Origin of the sequence: Mycobacterium colombiense (assembly GCF_001953985.1) — a bacterium.
Lineage (GTDB): Bacteria > Actinomycetota > Actinomycetes > Mycobacteriales > Mycobacteriaceae > Mycobacterium > Mycobacterium colombiense_B.
This window is the reverse complement of record NZ_MBEI01000077.1, coordinates 1-2,979: the sequence shown is the minus strand read 5'-3', so window position 1 is coordinate 2,979 and position 2,979 is coordinate 1. Positions and strand designations below refer to the sequence as shown.

Below are 2,979 nucleotides of genomic sequence, written 5' to 3'. Positions count from 1 at the left end.
GGGCTGGGCGGCATGCTCGGCGGCGGGGCGGCCGCCGCTCACCCGGTCGCGGCCCTGGGCGGCGCGGCCTCCGTCGGCGGCAAGCTGTCGGTGCCGGTCGCCTGGTCCGGGACGCCGGGGGCCGCGCCGGCCCTGGGGCATGCGGTCCCGGTCAGCAGCGTCAGCGCGGCACCGGAGGCGGCCGGCGCTCCCGGGAATCTGCTCGGCGGCATGCCACTGGCCGGCACGGGTGCCGCCGGGCACGGAGCCGCCGGTCCCAAGTACGGCTTCCGGCCCACCGTCATGGCCCGACCGCCCTTCGCGGGATAGCCTCAGCCCCAGCGGATCTCGAACGCGCCCTGCCCGAAGCAGCTACGGCAGGGCGCGTTCTCGTGTGCCGGTATCAGCCGCGGCCCGATGGTCGGCCCGGCGGCACGCACAGCGCGGACGCTCTCACGCTCCGAATCACGGCGCCGTCCGAGGCCACCGCAACGAACCCGGCGCGGCCTTTATCTGCGGCCGGATTTTTACCCCGCGCTGGAGTTTTCGCGTCGGCGCCGTCCGCCCGGAACGGGCCGCGATGTCGGGGCGGTGAGCGGGTCGCGGCGGGCGCCACCCGGATGTTCCCGCAGGTAGTGACCGTAGCGACGAGGCGCGACCGACGGCGACCCGATCCTGCCGTCGCGACCGAACACCGCTCTCGAAAGCGGCGCCGGCGTGGCGGCCGCCGAATCGCGACGCGGCGACGGGGCGGTGTGTCCACCTAGCCTTCCCAGCAAGCAAATTCTTCAGGTCATCGCCGAGAGACCATCTGCGAGGGGATACATGTCGTTCGAGCCCGGTGCTTCGTAACCATGGACTTCGGGGCATTACCGCCGGAGATCAACTCCGGTCGCATGTACGCGGGTCCGGGGTCGGGTCCGATCATGGCAGCGGCCGCAGCCTGGGACGGGCTCGGCGCCGAGCTGGGCTCGGCCGCCAGCGGTTACACATCGGTGATCTCGGAGCTGACCCATGCGCCCTGGGTGGGCCCGGCTTCGGCGTCGATGCTGTCGGCGGTCACGCCGTACGTGAGCTGGCTGAGCGTCCTGGCCGCGCAGGCCGAGGAGACCGCGGGCCAGGCTCGGGCGGCGGCGGCGGCGTTTGAGGCGGCATTCGCGATGACGGTGCCGCCGCCGGTGATCGCCGCCAATCGAGTCTTGTTGGCGAACCTGGTGGCGACGAACTTCTTGGGGCAGAACACGCCCGCGATCGCGGCCACCGAGGCGCAGTACATGGAGATGTGGGCCCAGGACGCCGCCGCCATGTACGGCTACGCCGGCTCGTCGGCCGCGGCCTCGGAGCTGACGCCGTTCACGTCACCGCCCAACACCACCACCCCGGAGGCGGACTCCACCCAAGCCGCCGCGGTCGCCAAGGCCGTCGCCGAGCCGGCCGGCAACACCGCACAGACCACCTCCCAGCTGGCGACCCCACAAGCGTTGTCCGCCAGCACAACTCAAGCGGTGACCCAGGCGTCGACCACAACGACGGCGACGCAGCCGGGTCCGTTCACCTGGCTGCAGAACTTGATCAATGGATTCTTGACTTCCGGGCTGCCCACCCCGACCAACAACTACGCCGGGCTGAACACCGGCATGTACGGCACCCTGCTCAAGCAGACCACGGGCCTTGCCTATTTCTCGACCGGCATCACGAGCTTCTGGTCGTCGATCGCCCAGCAATTGACGTTCGGTCCCGGTGGTACTACTGCGGGTGCCGGCGGTGCCTGGTTCCCGACGCCGCAGTTCGCGAGCCTGGGTCTAGGCAACCTCGGCGGTGTGGGACATGTGGGTGCCGTCTCCGCGGGGGCCGGGCAGGCCGCGCGGGTGGGGCTGCTCTCGGTGCCCCAGCATTGGGCGACGCTGACCTCGTCGGTGACCCCGGCGGCACTGTCCGAGGAGGCCACTCCGATCGAGGTCGCGGCGACCGGTGGAACCAACTCCCCGGCCAATGGGCTGCTGCGCGGCATGCCGGTCGGGTCGATCGGGCGTCGCGGTGCAGCCGCCGGCTATGTCAACAAGTACGGCTTCCGCTACAGCGTGCTCACCCGCCCGCCATCGGCCGGATAAGCGGCGGAATCAGGCATGTATCACCTCACCTTTATCCGCGGCCGGATTTTTTCCCTGACCTGGACACACGTGCGTCCGGCTACACCGGCGTCCCGGCGCGGCGTTCGCGGCGCACGGGCCCTGAGCTTGAACCATTTCCGCAGCTCACAGCCACTATCAAGGCCCCTCGCGGGGGAGCCGGTCGGCATCGAGCGGCCGGCCCTGGCAACCGGCGCAACGGCGCGCCGAGCAGCTGCTACTCCACTGCCCGGCATGGCGGTGGCCCCCAGCGCATTAACGTCTTTCACTACTCGACGCATCGATTCGAACATCACAGGTTAAGGGGCATATTCGTGGTGGATTATGGGGCGTTCCCCCCGGAGTTCAATTCGGCGCGGATCTACTCGGGTCCGGGGTCGGGTTCGTTTGTGGCGGCGGCGTCGGCGTGGAGCGCGCTGGCGGCCGAACTCAACTCCGCCGCACTCAGCTATGACAACGTGATCACCGCGCTGAGCAGCGAGGAGTGGACCGGCACGGCATCCGCGACGATGGCGCAAGCGGCCCAACCCTACGTGACCTGGCTGACCACGACGGCCGCGCAGGCCGAGGAGGCGGCCAGCCAGGCACGCGCGGCGGCCGCGGCGTATGAGACCGCGCTGGCCTCCTCGGTGCCGCCCCCGCTGATCGCGGCGAACCGCACGCAATCGCAGCAGCTGCAGGCGACGAACGTGCTGGGGCAGAACACCCCGCTGATCGCCCAGCTGGAGGCCCAGTACGGCGAGTACTGGGCCCAGGACGCGGGCGCGATGTACGGCTACGCGGGCCAGTCGTCCTCGGCGACGAAGGTGACGCAGTTCCAGAAGGCGCCCGAGGTGACCAACCAGGCGGGCCAGGCCAACCAGGCCGCGGC

3 protein-coding genes are annotated in these 2,979 nt (G+C 70.7%); all 3 read left to right on the top strand.

The annotated features are described in order from the left end of the window. Positions 1–309 (top strand): PE/PPE C-terminal domain-containing protein (locus A5732_RS23445; RefSeq protein WP_171975084.1); only part of this gene is annotated, 309 nt, incomplete at its 5' end. A 524-nt stretch (positions 310–833) separates the two neighbouring features. Next, positions 834–2,090, top strand: a complete 1,257-nt coding sequence (locus A5732_RS23440; protein WP_076050929.1) for a PPE family protein — start codon at positions 834–836, stop codon at positions 2,088–2,090. Positions 2,091–2,422: 332 nt separating this feature from the next. Then, positions 2,423–2,979: PPE family protein (locus A5732_RS23435; RefSeq protein WP_142256667.1), on the top strand; the 557-nt coding region annotated here is incomplete at its 3' end.